Annotated in this window: 11 protein-coding genes; 8 read left to right on the plus strand and 3 right to left on the minus strand. The window is 51.7% G+C overall.

Going from position 1 to position 16922, the window contains the following annotated elements; translation table 11 throughout:
* Window positions 1–143: 143 nt before the first annotated feature.
* Window positions 144–674, minus strand: coding sequence for a hypothetical protein (locus R70331_RS08270; protein ID WP_042174463.1), 531 nt, complete (start codon window positions 672–674; stop codon window positions 144–146).
* A 390-nt stretch (window positions 675–1064) separates the two neighbouring features.
* Window positions 1065–2039, minus strand: a complete 975-nt coding sequence (locus tag R70331_RS08275; RefSeq protein ID WP_042174464.1) for an aldo/keto reductase family protein — start codon at window positions 2037–2039, stop codon at window positions 1065–1067.
* Window positions 2040–2272: 233 nt separating this feature from the next.
* On the opposite strand from R70331_RS08275, the gene R70331_RS08280 reads away from it, so the two are divergent.
* From R70331_RS08280 to R70331_RS08305, 6 genes are all read left to right on the plus strand, one after another.
* On the plus strand, window positions 2273–4042 hold the full coding sequence (locus R70331_RS08280) for a sensor histidine kinase (RefSeq protein ID WP_231576426.1): 1770 nt from the start codon (window positions 2273–2275) through the stop codon (window positions 4040–4042).
* Window positions 4039–4839, plus strand: a complete 801-nt coding sequence (locus R70331_RS08285; protein ID WP_042174465.1) for a response regulator transcription factor — start codon at window positions 4039–4041, stop codon at window positions 4837–4839. Before R70331_RS08280 ends, R70331_RS08285 begins: the two co-directional genes overlap by 4 nt.
* Complete coding sequence (locus R70331_RS08290) at window positions 4839–6176, plus strand: extracellular solute-binding protein (protein ID WP_042174467.1); 1338 nt, start codon at window positions 4839–4841, stop codon at window positions 6174–6176. The genes R70331_RS08285 and R70331_RS08290 overlap by 1 nt, the downstream gene beginning before the upstream one ends.
* A gap of 188 nt (window positions 6177–6364) precedes the next feature.
* A complete protein-coding gene (locus R70331_RS08295; protein ID WP_042174469.1) occupies window positions 6365–7777 on the plus strand; it encodes an ABC transporter substrate-binding protein in 1413 nt (470 codons plus the stop codon).
* A gap of 58 nt (window positions 7778–7835) precedes the next feature.
* The gene (locus tag R70331_RS08300; protein WP_042174472.1) at window positions 7836–8807 is read left to right on the plus strand and encodes a carbohydrate ABC transporter permease; all 972 of its coding nucleotides are present in this window, start codon (window positions 7836–7838) and stop codon (window positions 8805–8807) included.
* A 3-nt stretch (window positions 8808–8810) separates the two neighbouring features.
* Window positions 8811–9665: a carbohydrate ABC transporter permease gene (locus tag R70331_RS08305; RefSeq protein WP_042174474.1), complete on the plus strand. Its 855-nt coding sequence runs from the start codon at window positions 8811–8813 to the stop codon at window positions 9663–9665.
* A 473-nt stretch (window positions 9666–10138) separates the two neighbouring features.
* Here the strand turns inward: R70331_RS08305 and R70331_RS08315 are convergent, their stop codons facing one another.
* Entirely contained in the window at window positions 10139–10969 is an 831-nt protein-coding gene (locus R70331_RS08315; protein WP_331281505.1) for an AraC family transcriptional regulator, read from the minus strand.
* 139 nt (window positions 10970–11108) lie between these two features.
* Here R70331_RS08315 and R70331_RS08320 point away from each other — a divergent pair, with 139 nt between their 5' ends.
* Entirely contained in the window at window positions 11109–12395 is a 1287-nt protein-coding gene (locus R70331_RS08320; protein ID WP_042174477.1) for a Gfo/Idh/MocA family oxidoreductase, read from the plus strand.
* 283 nt (window positions 12396–12678) lie between these two features.
* The gene (locus R70331_RS08325) at window positions 12679–16836 is read left to right on the plus strand and encodes an S-layer homology domain-containing protein (RefSeq protein WP_042174480.1); all 4158 of its coding nucleotides are present in this window, start codon (window positions 12679–12681) and stop codon (window positions 16834–16836) included.
* The last annotated feature ends 86 nt before the right edge of the window (window positions 16837–16922 follow it).

Consider the following 16922-nt stretch of genomic DNA (forward strand, 5'->3'; position numbering starts at 1 on the left):
CCTTTTTACACCCGCTCACAGGCTGTTGCCACACCTGAATCAAGTAATCCCTGCAAACGTTCCGTCATTAAAAAGAGGCTGCCCTTGAAGTAGATAACTCTACTGCAGGATAGCCTCTGTCTGCTGCTTGCGCAGGTATGTGATTATGGGATGTACTGCTGAACGATTGAAGTAATAACGCCATTCTCAAGCGTCACATGATAAGGCGTCCAGCTGAGGTCAAAAACGTCCGTCTGTGCAAATTCCTCAGTGAACTTCTGGAGCGTGATACTCTCGTTCCAGTTAATATCAAGATCCTCAATATTGCCGGTATGATCAAAGATCTGCATCGTCACTGCAGCGTTATCAGCGACCGGATAGGTGCTGAGCGTATCGCTGTCATTTACGATGTAGTAGCCATCCGGTGCTCCGCCAATCTCGGCAGCAGCCTCCGGCTCACGACCGGCAAAAATGCGGTCCGCCTCAGCGCCTTCATACCATTCAACCGGATCGGCTGTCAGCTTCAGGCTGCCGTCTGCAGTTTTGTGAATTCCGTTGATATATACTGTCAGGTGCTCTGACTGAGCTCCGCTCTGCGCCTCTGCTCTAGTGCCTGGCGTGCTTGCCGTCGTAATGAGGGAAAGGAACAGCAGAACCAGCACAGGCAACACAACTTTAGGTTTGTTAATAGACATCTTATCATTTCCCCCTTGGCAAAATGTGACTCGAACGATCACTTATACTCATTCTTTACCCGCCGCCCTGTAGTTCAAACGGGTTTGTACCGTTATAAACGTTGATTTACTGAAAATGTTGCAAATATTTTTTGGGAAAAGGTGGTTAGCTGTAGATTTCGTCCGCAGCATATTAGAATATTCAGAATACAGCCGTAAGGTGCCTAATAAATGGGCGGGATGTTATGGATAAATTGTGAAGCAGGGGGAGATAAACGGACTGCTGGGGAAATAGCTTAGCTAGTATGAGCCAAACAAACAGAGCAGCGGTCCCCTAAGGAAGCGCTGCTCTGCTTGTTGTATCCTATCCGCCGATCGTGCCGGCGGATGCTATGGCACTTGTCAGGCTTCTTATCTCGCCGGTGCGAAATCGGCCACCTGGCCGAGGATGCGGTCGATCGTCTCCAGCGTGTCCGGCTGGAGGACGATGTCAACAGCCTGCGCATTTTCTTCGACCTGCGCTGGCTTGCTCGCCCCGATCAGCGCGGAGCTGACGCCCGGCTGGCGGAGTACCCAGGCCAGCGCGAGCTGAGACAGCTTCACGCCGAGGCCGGCCGCGACTTCATCGAGCTGGGCCACAACGCCCAGCACATCGTCGCGCAGATAGCTGCGGATGACGCCGTTGACCGATTCATCGGCGCCGCGCGTGCCTGCCGGTGCCTGCTGGCCCGGCTTGTATTTGCCGGTCAGGATGCCCTGGGCCAGCGGAGAGAAGACCACCTGCCCCAGGCCTGCTTCACGGGAAACCTCAAGCACTTCCTGTTCGATATAGCGCTCGAACATGTTGTAGATCGGCTGGTTGGAGGCCAGCGGGCGCAGGTTCAGCCGGCGGCTGATGCCGCTGGCCGTGGCGATCTGTGCCGCGCTCCATTCGCTGACGGCGGCGTAGAGGATTTTACCCTGTGCAGTCAGGTCATCCAGTGCCCGCAGCGTTTCTTCGACCGGAGTATCCTGGTCAAAACGGTGGCAGAAATAGACGTCAATGTAATCGGTACCAAGACGGCGCAGGCTGGCTTCGCACTGCTCTATAATATGTTTGCGCGAGAGGCCGCGGTCGTTCACGCCGTCTCCCATCGGGAAGAATACCTTGGTGCTCAGCACATAATCGGAGCGTTTATACGGCCGGAGTGCTGCCCCGATTGCTTTTTCCCCTTCACCGCGGTTATAGGCATTAGCTGTGTCAAAAAAATTGATACCGCATTCAAAAGCGGCGGCCACACACTCATCAGCAGCCTTTTGCTCTGCTGCCGTTCCGTAGGTCAGCCAGCTGCCCAGCCCAATCTCACTGACCTTCAGCCCGGTGTTGCCAAGTCGTCTGTACTTCACTTTGATCCAATCCCTTCTGGAATGCTGTAGTAGTAGTTTCGAAACAATCAAGTTAATAGTATCACAACTGCAGCAGTGGAGCTAACAAAGTTATTTTGGATGACGGGTCTCACTAATATGAGGGGTTCCCGGTCGCCGGAAGGCGTGCTAATATAATGACAGTCAGGGTTGAAAGCCCTTACTTTAATACTGCTCGCCATGGTGGTCTTATGGCAAGGGGAGGAAGAGGCCGCGTGTGGTGGCTGCAGACAAGGTTGAAATTTAATACACTCAGGAGTCAGATGCTGCTCGGTTTTCTCGCCGTTATGCTCCTGATTCTCACGTTCGTCGGCTATCTAACCTTTCATTCCGTTTCGACGCTGCTCAAAAATAACGCCGAAAAGCATATTCAGCAAACGGCTGTTCAGGCTAATGGCCGTCTGGAAGGTATTTTGGAGCAGATTAATTCTCTGACGACGCTGGTTTCCACCAATGAGTATATCCAGCAGCTGCTTTTGCGGGATGTAGAGGGCCAGGCGCCAACCTTTGCGGAGCGGCAGGCGCTGCCGCCCATTATCAACCTGGTCCAGCTATATACAGATGACATCAAATCTGTTGAGCTGTATAACAAAGACGGGACGAGGCTGTATCCGCTTGACGAAAGCAGCCTGAGAGGGAAGGTGCCCGGGAATTTGATTGAGCTGGCGGCCCAAAAGGAAGGCAGTCTAGTCTGGTATGGGATTGATCCGCTTGATCCCACCTCGCTGCTGGCAGTCCGGCAGATTAGTCTGATCGACCGCTATTTCACGGCAGGGGGCTACCTGCTCATCCGCTCCGACCGCGGAAAGTTTGCACTGGAAGACTCCTTAACCGCGGGAGGGGAGAAAGAAACTATACTCCTCCTCGATACCGGCGGCCGGCTCATTAACTCTAATGATGAGACTATTTCGCAGGACACAGCTGCCCTGATTGCTGCAAAGTCGGGGGATCAGACCGCTTCCATCGGCAAGCGTTCCTTTGTCGTTGTGAAACAGCGTTCTGCGGTAACCGGTTGGACACTGCTTATCCTCACACCGGTTAACGTCATTACTCAAGGGATTTCCGTCCTGCGGACTACGATCGTTGTATCTGCTATTATCGGCACTCTACTGTTCACTGTGCTTTCTTTTTTCCTGTCCACACTCATTACCCGGCCTGTCTTTAAGCTTATTAAAGCAATGAGAAGCACCAGGCTCGGCATTCTGAGGCCCACCGAATATGCATCATCCACTATGGAAATTCAGGAGCTGAACTATTCCTATAACAAAATGGTGGATAACATTAATGAGCTGATCCAGCTGGTTTATGAGAAGGAGCTGTCCCGGAGCCACACCGAGCTGAAAGCGCTACAGGCTCAGATTAATCCGCATTTTTTATTCAATACGCTGGATGTGCTGTACTGGTCACTGGTGGACAAGGAGGAGGACGAGCTCGCAGGCTATGTTGTCGCGATGTCCGATTTATTCCGCTATACGATTACCGGGCAGAGCGAAGAGGGCTGGGTGAAGCTTCGCGATGAACTGGAGCATATCGGCAAGTATTTGTACATCATGAAGGTGCGGTTTGAAGACCGGCTGGAATGGGAAATCGAAGCTTCTCCAGAAGCGCAGGATGCTGAGCTGCCCCGGCTGCTGCTGCAGCCGCTTGTGGAGAATGCTGTCCTGCATGGGGTGGAGAGCAGGATTGAGCCCGGAAGGGTGAAGCTGACAGTTGCCCGCAAGGGTGAGCGGATTGCCATCACAGTGGAAGATGACGGGATCGGCATGGATGAAGAAAGGCTGTCCTCCCTGATGAATGAGCTGGACAGCGGTAAGGTCTCTTCTGCCAAAGCCTCCGGGGTCGGAATTGCCAATGTGCAGAAGCGGCTTCAGCTGTTTTTCCCGGGAACAGGCAGGCAAGCCGCAGCTATGCGTATCGAGAGCCGGAAGGGCCAAGGCACCGTCATCAGCATCGAAATACCTGTCCGAGGAGGCACAATGACATGAGGAGCCGTACGATTCTTGTTGTCGATGATGAACCGAAATCAAGGGAAGGAATAAAGAAGATGCTGGGGGTGTGGTCTGCCGGCCAGTTTGAGGTGCTTACCGCCAGCAATGGAGTAGATGCGCTGCGGATTCTTGAACAGACTGCCGTCGAGCTGATGATAACGGATATCCGCATGCCGGAGATTACCGGGCTTGCCCTGGTCCGGCAATTGCGGGAAAAAGGAATCCGGTCCCAGCCGTCTGTTATTCTTATTTCCGGTTACGCCCAGTTTGAGTATGCTCAGCAGGCGATTCATTTGTCTGTGGTGGACTATCTGCTGAAGCCTGTCAGCCGGGACAAGCTGGTGGAGTCGGTGGAAAAAGCCCTAAAGGCAGGCGAGGAGCGGGAGCACCTCCTCTTCATGCGGAAGATGGCCGACCCGCAGCTGATGGCTGTCAGGAATGAAGAAGCTGCCCTAAGCAATCCGGTCCGCCAGGCCATTCAATATGTGGAAATGCATATAGAAGAGGCGATCAGCCTGCAGGAGGTTGCCGGGCATGTACATCTGAACGGCAGTTACTTCAGCGCGCTTTTCAAAGAGCAGTGCCAGATGAATTTCAGCGAATATGTCGCCCGCAGAAAATTGCAGAAGGCGAAGGAGCTGCTGCTGAAAACCAACCTGCCGATAGCGGAAATCGCCAGCCGTACGGGCTATCAGGCTGTGAAGTATTTCAATAAGCTGTTCAAGGAGCATGAAGGGATGAGTCCGGGGCAGTACCGGTCCATGAGGAACGAGACGAAAGCAGAGGTCCGTTAATGAACAGAATTCGCCAGGGGAAGATACCTACGAAAAAAATCGGATATTATGGCGCCCTGCTCCTGGCCCTGCTGCTGACAGCGGCTGCCTGCGACGAGAACAACAGCGGCAAGGAGAATGTCCCCGAAAGCAGCGGTGAAAAAATTACCCTCAGGATGATGCATTCATGGCCGGACAGCAGCAATTCAGCACAGAACCAAATGGTAAAGGATATTATCAGCGAATTTGAAAAGGCCAATCCGAACATCAGCATCCGTACAGAGGCGCTGGAGACCGAACAATACAAAAGCAAGCTTACTGTGCTTGCCGCATCCAATGATCTGCCGGATATCGGCTTCACCTGGGCGGCCGGGTCTATGGACCCTTATGTTAAGGGCAACAAATTTGCGGCACTGGACGATCTTTTACAGATGGAGCTGAACGGTAAGTTCGTAGCCGGCACGACAGAAGCCTATTCTTTTGACGGGAAAACGTATGCTCTTCCGGTGGAGCTGAACATTGTTCCGGTCTACTATAACAAAGAATTGTTTGCAAAATACAGTCTGCAGCCTCCCCGTACCCTGGATGAGCTGAAGACCATTATCCGGACACTGAATAATAACGGGGTTACTCCGGTTACCCTTGGGGGCAAGGAAGGCTGGCCCTCCTCCTTCTGGTACATGTATCTGGCTGACCGGATCGGCGGTCCTGATCTGCTGGATCAAGCCGTAGCAGGGCAGGACTTTACGGACCCATCTCTGCTTGAAGCAGCAAGAGCGGTGCAGGAGCTGGTAAATCTCAAAGCCTTTGTTAAAGGCTATAACGGATTGTCCAATGATGAAGCCAAGCTCCAGTTCCTGAAGGGGGAAGCGGCGATGTTCGCCACAGGTACCTGGGAGCTGCCGGACTATACAACGACCGCAGGTATTCCCCGGGAATTCAAGGACAAAATCGGATATTTCAAGTTCCCGGCAGTGGCAGGGGGCAAAGGGAATGTGGATGACTGGGTGGGCGGACCGGGGACCGGATTATTTGTATCCCGCAACTCCGCACATACTGCGGAGGCGAAGCGCTTTGTCAGCTTTTTCGTTGAAAAGTGGGGCGAGCATTCGGTTGTCGATGCGGGTGTGATCCCGGCAACCAAAGTGGATACAGCGACTATCAGGCTGCCGCAGCTGTTTATTGATCTGTTGGATGAACTGAATAAAGCCCGTAAAGTAACGCTTTATCTGGATACCCAAATGAAGCCGGGTGCTTCCGGCATACACCTTAACCAGGTCCAGGCGCTGTTCGGTAAAGCGGTAACACCGGAGGAATTCATCAGGAAGCAGGATGAGGCGCTCAAGGCAGATAAGTAGTGGCAGGAATAGAGCTGGACAGAAGGCACCGGGGGGTCCCAGGTGTCTTTTTGCATCCTCCGGCAGCGGAATCCAAAAATAGTGGAAGTTTTCCCAATGGTAGGCTCCTTATGGGGAAGCATAATCAGCTATATAATCATGTATGCGGTTACATAAACCGCAGGCTTAAACAAAAGGGGAGGCAAAGTATGAAAAGGTTGAAACGTGTGTTTACAGGGATTTCTGCACTGCTGGTGATGTCAACTGCACTTGCAGCGTGCGGCGGTAACTCTAATTCCGGCTCAAGCTCATCCGGTTCTGAAGCAAGTCCGGCAGCATCAGCTGCTGCATCCGAGGCACCGGCCAAAGGGAAGGGCGAAAAAGTGACGATCAATCTCTGGAGCTTCACCGATGAGATCCCGAACATGACTAAAAAGTATCTGGAGACCCATCCGGACGCCAATGTGGAATTTAAAACAACGGTGATTGCCACCACTGACGGAGCCTATCAGCCTGCACTTGACCAGGCCCTGGCGGCCGGCGGAAAGGATGCCCCGGATATTTTTGCGGCTGAAGCGGCATTCGTTCTCAAATATACGCAAGGTGATGCTTCCAGCTATGCAGCTAACTATGCGGACCTCGGGCTTGATGATCAGCTGGTTAAGGATGCGGGCATTGCCCAATATTCAATTGATATCGGCAGCAAGGACGGCCAGCTGAAGGGCCTCGGCTACCAGGCGACAGGAGGAGCCTTTATCTACCGCCGCTCGATTGCCAAGGATGTATTTGGAACCGATGATCCGGGGGCTATTAAAGGTGAAGTCGGACCCGGCTGGGAGAAATTCTATGAAGCCGCTGCGAAGCTGAAGGCCAAAGGCTACGGCATCGTTTCGGGAGACGGGGATATCTGGCACGCTATCGAAAACAGCTCGGAAAAAGGCTGGATTGTTGACGGCAAGCTGCATATTGATCCGAAGCGCGAGGAATTCCTTGATCTCTCCAAGAAGCTGAAGGATAACGGCTACCACAACGATACGACAGACTGGACGGAAGCCTGGTATGCGGATATGTCCGGCGCCGGCGCGCAGCCTGTCTTCGGATTCTTTGGTCCTGCGTGGCTCATTAACTATGTAATGAACGGCCAGGTGAAAGACACGAACGGCGACTGGGCCGTGACTGAATCACCGACAGGCTTCTTCTGGGGAGGCACCTGGCTGCTTGCCAGCCAGGAAGCTACCAAGAATGAGGCTAAGAAGCAGGCTGCTGCGGACTTTATCAAATGGGTGACACTCGATACCACCGAAACGGGCCTGCAGTATTACTGGGCTAACGGGACGATGAAAGAGGGTGAGCAGGGCACCAAGGACAGTGTGGCTTCCTCTGTGGTAATGTCGAACTCCAATGGTGAAGTACCGCTGCTTGGCGGGCAGAATATGTTCGACGTGTTTGTTCCGGCCAACGCCAACGCTTCGGGCAAGAATCTGACCCAGTATGACGAAACGATTAACCGGCTGTGGCGTGATCAGGTGCGTGAATATACTGCGGGCAACAAAGACCGCGATAAAGCGATCGAAACGTTCAAGCAGCAGGTCAAGGACCAGCTCGGCATAGACAGCGAATAAGAAGAAAGTAAAAGGGGCGGGGAATATCCCGTCCCTTCATATAACAAGGGGTGAAATCATGCGCCGCAAAGGTGTGAACTATGCAAAATTTGGCTATATCTTCACATTCCCGTTTGTCCTGGCCTTTCTGATTTTTTCGTTATATCCCATTCTGTACACTGCAGTCATCGGATTTACAGATATGCAGGGGCTGATCCCCAAACCGGTTCATATTCTGGATAACCCTTTTCAAAACTTCAAGGATTTGCTGTTCGATAACGTCTCTTTCAGAAAATCCCTGGTGAACACCGGGCTGCTCTGGATCGTCAACTTCATTCCTCAGATTGCTCTTGCGCTTCTGCTTACCGCATGGTTCACGAACAAGCGCCTCAACATAAAGGGACAGGGGGCATTCAAGGTTCTGCTGTACATGCCCAATATCATCACTGCGGGTACAATTGCCGTATTGTTCAGCACTTTGTTCGCTTATCCGATGGGTCCCATGAATAGCTTCATTGAAATGATGGGCTGGTCGGATGCTCCAATCTTCTTCCTGCAGGACAAAACAACAGCGCGCGGTATTGTGGCGTTCATCCAGTTCTGGATGTGGTACGGCAACACGATGATTATTCTGGTCGCCGGCGTTATGGGCATCAATCCGGCCCTTTTTGAGTCTGCGGCAATTGACGGCGCGAACGGCGTGCAGACCTTTTTCCGGATTACACTGCCGAGCCTGCGGACCATACTGCTGTTCACGCTCATTACCTCGATGATCGGCGGTCTGACGATGTTCGATATTCCGCAGCTGTTCCTGGCAGGCGGACCGGATGATTCCACGCTTACCACGTCCATGTTCATCTACGGGCAGGCATTCAAGGGAAGCTATATGTATAACCGCGCTGCGGCGGCAAGCATGATTATGTTTGTGATTGCGGCCATTTTGTCGGGACTGGTGTTCTATCTGATGCGTGACCGCGATGCGCAGAAGTTGAAGAAAGCGGAAAAAATGTACCGGAAAACAGCTAAAGCAGCAGCTGTGAGGGAGGGATAGCATATGGACCATAATCATTCAAGCGGAGCCGTTACCCGAAAGATCAACAAGACGATCATTTATGTGGTCTGTATCTTTCTGGCGGTGCTCAGCATCCTCCCGTTCTGGATCATGTTCGTTAATGCTACCCGGTCAACAGCGGAAATTCAGAGCGGCCTCTCACTGATTCCGTCCACCCATATGATGAACAATCTGCGGGTGCTGCTGGACAAAAGCTTTGATCCGGTGCAGGGGTTCCTGAATTCTTTTATCATCTCCAGCTCAGCTACAGTCCTGACGGTCTACTTCTCGTCGCTTTCAGCGTACGGGCTTGTGACTTATGACTGGAAGCTGCGCAAGCCGTTTTTTACCTTTATCCTGTGTGTGATGATGATTCCTTCCCAGGCGAGTGCAATCGGGTTCTATCAGTTTATGTATAAAATCCACTGGACCAACAGCTTCCTTCCGCTGATCTTGCCTGCGATTGCAGCACCTGCTGTGGTGTTCTTCATGCGCCAGTATCTGCTCGCAACCCTGTCCCTTGAGATCGTAGAGGCTGCGCGCGTTGACGGGTCCGGCGAATTCAAAACCTTTAACCGGATCATCCTGCCGCTGATGATGCCGGCGGTAGCAACCCAGGCGATCTTTGCCTTTGTGGCCAACTGGAACAACCTGTTTATGCCGCTCATCCTCCTGACCCAGAAGGAAAAATATACGATGCCGGTCATGGTAAGCTTACTGCGCGGCGATATTTACAAAACGGAGTTTGGCTCAATTTATATGGGCCTGGCGCTGACGGCCCTGCCGCTGTTTGTGGTGTATTTCCTGTTATCCAGGTATATCATTGCAGGCGTAGCACTGGGTGGCGTGAAGGAATAACCGGTTGAGGCTCAGTAACCCTTTTACAGAGCATTAATATTCTGAGGGCGGCGGAATCCGGTTTTTCTGGTTTTACTAGTATCCGAGCCGCCGAGTCCTGTTGAATGTCGTTCAACAGGGCTTTTTAGCGCCAGCGGGAGTTAGCTGGATATTCGCCATCTAATTTTAGGATTTTTTTGAATTTTCTAATCATTAGGTGGAACAACGCCGCTTATTTCAGGGCGTAATCCCGTTTAGGTGCGATAAGTACTGATTTAAGAGGCGTTTTTCCCACTAATCTCCTTTTCGCGGCAAGAATCAAGGAAATAGATGGCGATTTTCCACTTAGTTGCTGCTTCTGGCCGAGCCCTTTCGGCATATTGAACAGCTGCAGCAGGCACTTCACTTCATCGACCAACAATGCTCCAACAACTCACCAGCAATCCACCAACATTCCTTTAACAACCCTCCGCAATCCAATCCACTATTCACCCTCACCGGTTCTGCTTCCTGTACTGAAGAGGCGAGCGCTTGGCTATTGCCTTGAAGACGCGGCCGAAGTGGGCGATGCTGTCAAAGCCGGTGTCCTCGGCAATCCGGGTCACGGAGTCGCTGCTCTCCCGCAGCCGCCGCTGCGCCTCCTGGACACGGATCGTGTTCAGGTACTCAATAATCGTGAAGCCGGTGGTCTGCTTGAACAGGCGGCACAGGTACGGAACACTGAGGTAGAACCGCTCCGACAGCTCCTCAAGCGTAACGGCACCCGTGTAGCTGGCCTGCAGATACTCAATAATCTCATATACCTTGCGCTGCTTCTCATCATTGGCCGGTGCGATTGCGGCCTGTGCGCTTTCGCGGATGCGGTTCATTTCAATCAGGAACTGGATCAGCAGCGTCTGCAGATAGAGGCTCTGGTGGCCCCGCGGCTCCTGCTGCTCCTTCAGCATCGCAAACAGCAGGTTCTCAATAGTACCCTGTTCGTGTCCATCCGGCCGCAGGAGCAGGCATTGCTCACTGAAAAAGGGCAGCGTAAGCCCCTTGCCGCCAAGCATCCCCTGCAGAAATTCAGGACGGAAATTAATCAGGATGCGCTCATGGCGCACTTTGCCCTTAGCCATCGTACGGTGCAGCTCATTACGGTTAATGAAGATCAGATCACCCTTGCGCAGGGAATAGACCAGATTATTAATGTAGTAGCTGCGCTCTCCCGCAAGCAGATAATACATTTCATAGGTTTCATGAAAATGGTCGGTGTCCATGCTGAAGGAGCCGGCCCTTTTTAACTGCTCCACATAAAACAAAAATTCCTGCTTCTCCTCTTGCACTATACTCACTCCTAACCCAAGGATAATATATGCACAAAAATGCTTATTTTAAGCAAAAACCGTTTAGAAATGAATGTATTTTATACTATACAATATACGTAGTAAACGCATTCAAAACAATAGTGATGGAGTGATAACAGTGGGAAGCAAGAAATATGCATTTGTAGGCACGGGCGGCCGGGCTGAGTTCTTTTACGGGGAGATTACAACGAATTACCGGGAGACCGCGGAGATCGTAGGCTTGTGTGATGTCAACGGGGCGAGAATGGCTTATGTGAACACACTGCTGACTGACAAATACAATTACCATGCTGTTCCAGCGTATAAGGCGCATGAGTTCGATAAGATGATCGAAGAGACGAAGCCGGATACTGTAATCGTTACCAGTGTTGACCGCACGCACCACCGTTATATTGTCCGGGCTATGGAGCTAGGCTGTGATGTGATATCCGAGAAGCCGATGACTACGGATGTGGAAAAATGCAAGGAAATCCTGGACGCTATTGAGCGGACCGGCAAAAAGCTGCGCGTAACCTTCAACTACCGCTATGCCCCGCATAACACCAAAATCCGCGAGCTGCTGATGGACGGGGCGATCGGCGAGGTGCTGTCCGTCAATTTTGAATGGCTGCTCAACACGCAGCACGGGGCGGATTATTTCCGCAGATGGCACCGCGACAAGCGCAACAGCGGGGGGCTGCTGGTCCACAAATCGACGCATCATTTTGACCTGATGAATTTCTGGCTCGGCTCGCAGCCGGATACGGTATTTGCGATGGGCGATCTGCGTTTCTACGGGCGGGAAAATGCCGAGAAGCGCGGAGTTACTGAGTTCTACCAGCGGGTACACGGAAGCAAGGCGGCAGAGAATGACCCGTTTTCCCTGCATCTCAAGGATAATGAGAAGCTGAAAAAGATGTATCTGGACACTGAGTATGAGGATGGATACCTGCGCGACCAGAACGTTTTTGGCGATAATATCAGCATTGAGGACACCATGGGCGTGATGGTCAAGTATAAGAACAAGACGATCATGAACTACTCGCTGAATGCCTATCTGCCGTGGGAAGGCTTCAATATTGTCTTTAACGGCACTAAAGGCCGGATGGAGGTTAAGGTTGTTGAGCAGTCCTACGTTAACGCCGGAGGCGGCAAGGATCAGGAGGGTGCGGTCAAGGACAAGCAGATTACCATCTTCCCGCAGTTTGCTGCTCCGTATGAGGTGGAGATCGAGGAAGGCGTCGGCGGACACGGCGGCGGTGACCCGGTTATGCTGCGCGATATATTCGAGCATCCGGCGGATGACCGCTTTAACCGGGCAGCCTCGCACATTGATGGCGCCCAGTCGATTCTAACCGGTATTGCCGCCAACCAGTCGATTGCCACCGGCCTGCCGGTGAAGGTGGATCAGCTGCTTAAGCTGTAGCGAATCTGATGCACAAAACAACTTAATAAGCCTTCCAGAGACCGTCCTGATTTATGCAGGCGGTCTTTTTATGTCGAAAAAGTTGATGAATGATCATATTTTGGCGGCAAATTGTTAAAAAGACCTTGAAAATAGTGAAATGTGTCGAGAATTGTTGAGAGTTTGTTCAGAGGGCTCTGTTACAATGACTCCAGGATTAAAAATATAGGTACAAAGTAGTTGATTACAGGAGTGAACGCGAACCTTAGTCAGCCGCAGAATTTTAACATGGGAGGTAAGCAGCATGAAGAAACGGTTTTTATCAAAGGTCTTATCTATTGTTACTACCGTCAGTTTGAGTATAGGCTCTTTTGCAGGCATCGGCTATGCGGGCCCGGCAGACACAAGCGCGTACGGTGAGGTCCTGGTAAGCGATACCGATACTACCAGTTGGACTATAGCACCGGGTAATACCTCAAGAAATTTAGCGGTTTCGCCGGATGGCTCCATTTATGCCGTATATAACGGCGGTACTGAGATCCGTGTCGCCAAGAGCTCAGATAACGGAAAGACCTTCCAGGCGAGCGTTATTGCTGCAACCGGCCAATATGAGCCGGAGATAGCGGTTTCTTCTTCCGGTACGGTATATGTTGTGGGAGTGGAATCAGGTACAGGTGTACTGGTGAAAAGTACTGACGGTGGTAAAACATTTGGTGCCCCGGCCACAATAGGCTCTTTTATGGGCAGTGCAGTACATATGGCTGTGGATGGCAGCTACATTTATGTGACGGACACGGTAGGATCAGACCTTTTTTACAGCAGTGATGAAGGGGTGACCTTTAATAAGTACGCTTTTAATGAATATTATGCCTTTACCGATCTGCATGTCGACCCTCAGACCGGCGATCTGATTGTCCAGAAGGATAATCCGTCATTGAAGTATTATGTAAGCAGCACTCACGGTCAGACCTTTGAGACGGCTGTAATTCCTAACCGTTCGGTATTTTATTCTGTCGGGGCTTTATCGGCAGGCAGCAAAGGCCAATACCTGTTTGTAGCCGGATCGGGTTCGAATATGGTCCGAATGAATATCAAGGACAAATCTGTAACGGATCTGCAGGGCGGAGACAACCAGTCTTCGCAAGGGCGCTCCCTTAGCGCAGACAGCTACGGCAATGTCGTGACGGGCTTCAGCAACGGCTCCTCCGTATTTTTCAGCGTCAGCCAGGATCTGGGCGCGACCCTTTCCTCCGCGGTTGAAGTCGCAGCCACTGACGTAGCTAATGCGGCAATCAACACGACGAATGGTGACGTTCTCTATCTGTATGAGCAGAGCGGCAAGATCTACCTGAAGGTATTCCAGGGTCTGCTGAGCGGCTACAAGCTGTATCTCTCGAACACCAATCTGTATTTTAATTATCCAGCGCAAAAGAAAGGCTCCGTCACAGTAACCAATACGTCGGATGCCTCCCTTAAAATCAATGAAGTACAGGTAAGCGGCGACTTTTCCATCGTCAGCAATACCGTTCCTTCCGAGCTTGCCCCGGGTGAAGGCGGTGTAATTGAAGTACAGTATGTACCGCAGGGTCCGGGTACCTCAAACGGGAAGCTGACCCTTAAGATGGACGGCGAGCCGGATCGTGTAGTTCTGCTGAGCGGTATCAGTGATGCTGCGGCAGGCAGCTCTGCACCGCAGGCATCTGATGTTACTGCTAATGCGACTGCTGACACAGTGACTGTTAAAAATGTTCCTGCTGGTACAGAAGTTACGGTATATGCCGCAGACGGCACGACTGTACTCGGAACAGCGAAGAATACTGCTGATGCAGCTGCCGATGTTACGGTAGTCATTACAGCCGGATTAAGTGCAGGGGAAGCCCTGAAGGTGAGTCTGACTGAGCCTGATTTGGCTGAGAGCGAGCTTACAGTTATCACAGCCCTAAATGAAGTGACAGCATCACCAGCTGCGGCTGATATTTCCGCCAATGCTACTACATCTGCTGTTACTGTAAAAAATGTGCCTGCAAACGCAGTGGTATCTGTATATAGCGAAGATGGTATTACCGTGCTCGGAACAGTTACCAATGAGACTGGAAGCCCGGCTGATTTAAATATCGTAATTGCATCCGGACTTGCAGACGGACAGATCGTGAGAATCGGCTCGCAGGAGCCGGGCAAGGATCAAAGTCCGCTTATAGCAGTTCCCGCAGCATATGAGCCGACCGTGGCGCCAGCAGCCGGTAGTTTGACGGCCAATGCCACGACCGGCGTAGTTACAGCAAGCGGCGTTCCGGCAAGTGTTACGGTATCTGTATACGCAGAAGATGCTGTAACTGTGCTGGGTGCTACTTATAATGATACCGGTGCTCCGGCTAACTTTAATTTTGCAGTGAACGGCCTTGTACTGGGACAGATTGTAAAGGTCAGCTACACTGAAGTAAATAAAGCGGCAAGCGCGAAGGTGGAGGTTAAGGCCGTTTATGAGCAGACTGTCCAGCCACTGGCCGGAAATATTGATATCAGTGCCACTCAAAGCACGGTCATTGTCAATCAGGTTCCTGCAGGAGCGGCAGCTTCTATCTACAACAAAAACAACAAGCTGCTGATCAGCGCTGTAAATAACACAGATACAGCAGGTCCGCTGAAATTTACAGGCCTTGCCCTGACCGAAGGCGACAGCATTTCCGTTACACTGACAGAAAACAAAAAAACGGAGAGCGCTCCGCTTAGTGTAATTATAACTATCAACGCAGCAGACGCTGTAAATGAAGCCTCCAAGCTGCTTGAAATCAGCTATTCAGCCGGTGAAAGTTGGGAGAATGTACTGTCAGCTCTGACCCTTGCTGCAAACGGCAGCTACGGTACACAGATCAGCTGGACTTCCAGCAAGCCGGAGGTTATCGAAATTCCCGCAGCATCAGGCAGCGCCATCAAGGCTGCTGTGAACCGCGGTACCAAGGATGAGTCTGTAGTGCTCAGTGCGAAAGTCAGCCGGGACGGACAGGAGAAAATCCGCACCTTCCTGCTGGTTGTAACTGCAGAAGGAACATCAAAGGTTGAGGATACCAGCAATATCCGCAATGTGGAAGTGAAGGACCAGTCAGATGCAACAGCCCAGATTCCGGTAAAACGGATTAACGTAACGGCTGCAGACGGTACAGTCTCCAAAATTGACAAGGTAGTATTCGACACTGCCAAGGCACAGGAGATCATTTCATCTTCTGTACCGGGCTACAATAATGCAACTACTGTATACATTGATGAGCTGGCAGGGAATGCCGCTGATGAAATTGCAATTGAAGTTCCGGCAAGTACACTTGCCCTTCTGGGAGCAAACGGCTTCAGACTGAATATCCAGAGTGACTATTCAACAGTAACGCTGAATTCAGCTGAGCTGCAGTCCATGATGGAAGATAATCTGGATCTGTATTTCCGGATTGTGCCGGTTCACAGTAATTCAGCATTGGCAGAAGTAACGCCTCCGGTGCCAACGTCCTTTGGCGGACAGAATCTGAAGGCGCTTGGCCAGCCGCTTGAGATCGAAACAAATTACAGCGGCTATGAGACAACGCTGATGATTCCTTTTGTGAAAAACGGTATCAATGGTGCGCTGGACCTTAACCGTCTGGCCGTCTATATTGTCCACAGCGACGGGGATATTGAGCTTTCGGCGGGAACTGTCGTGTACAATGAGCTTAAAGAGCCGGTAGGCATTTCCTTTGTTATTAACAAATTCAGTACCTTTAGTGTAGTTGAGACAAGCTCCTCGCTTCCGGGCAGCAGTGCACCTGCACCAGCCGGACCGGTTGTACCAGGTGTTGTCTCGGACAGCCAGACTACAGCAACAGAAGCAACCTATTCGCATTCCTCTTATATCCAGGGGTATGAGGATGGTACCTTCAAGCCTAGCCGTGCAGTAACGCGGGCTGAGCTTGCAGCCCTTCTTGCACGCAACCTGGGCACAACTGCTGCAGCTGCAGCAGGCTTTACAGATGTAACAGCCCAGCACTGGGCTGCGGAGTATATCTCCACAGTTGCAGCAGCGGGCCTGATGAAGGGTGATCCGGACGGCAGCTTTAAGCCGGACCGTGTGGTAACCCGTGCCGAGATGGCGGTTCTGAGTGCGCGTCTGAAGGAATTGTCCTTTGATGAGAGCGGGGCAGTCGTTTCCGCTATTACTGATGTGAACAAGCACTGGGCTGCAGGAGCGATTGATGCAGTGAAGGCTGCGGGGCTGATGACCGGCTTTGCAGACGGAAGCTTTGCCCCTGCCAAGACATTAAGCCGTGCAGAAGCAGTAACTGTAATCAACCGTCTGTTCGGAAGAGGACCGCTTACGGGTGTAACCCGTCCAAGCTTCTCTGATGTTCCGGCAGCACACTGGGCTTTTGCAGACATTGAGGAAGCATCGGTAAATCACAAGTACACGATCCAGAACGGTAAAGAGGTTCTTGCTGACTAGGATTATAGCCAGACAAGAATTAAGCTGTAAAGAATAAAACAAAAGCCTGTCTGTATTCCGGCAATACCGGATTCAGACAGGCTTTT

Source organism: Paenibacillus sp. FSL R7-0331 (assembly GCF_000758645.1).
GTDB classification, from domain to species: Bacteria; Bacillota; Bacilli; order Paenibacillales; family Paenibacillaceae; genus Paenibacillus_AQ; species Paenibacillus_AQ camerounensis.